This is a genomic window from Deinococcus alpinitundrae, assembly GCF_009982895.1.
In the GTDB taxonomy this organism is placed as follows: domain Bacteria; phylum Deinococcota; class Deinococci; order Deinococcales; family Deinococcaceae; genus Deinococcus; species Deinococcus alpinitundrae.
The window spans coordinates 1-261 of the sequence record NZ_WXZL01000332.1 but is presented as its reverse complement, the minus strand read 5'-3'; the positions used below and the strand labels follow the sequence as shown (position 1 = coordinate 261).

Annotated in this window: 1 protein-coding gene; it reads left to right on the top strand. The window is 43.7% G+C overall.

Annotation, left to right across the window (positions count from 1 at the left end; genetic code table 11):
• The coding region (locus GUI70_RS25900) for a Nif3-like dinuclear metal center hexameric protein (protein WP_202630617.1) at positions 1-261 on the top strand (261 nt) is incomplete at both ends.

Sequence of the window (261 nt, the reverse complement as noted above, 5' to 3'; positions counted from 1 at the left end):
AAAGAAAGTGCTTTTCCTAAGGATCCAGTCGGATTGCAGATTGGAGATCTTAACCAGCCCATTCACCGCGTATTAGTGACTTTAGACGTCCGTCCCGAGGTTGTGGCAGAGGCAATTACCAAAGGATGTGATTTTATATTTTCACATCATCCGTTGATTTTTCGACCGGTGCGTAATCTGGATTTGACCGTACCACAGAATCAAATGTACGCTACCTTAATTAAACATTCCATTGGGGTTTACTCCGCCCACACTAACCTA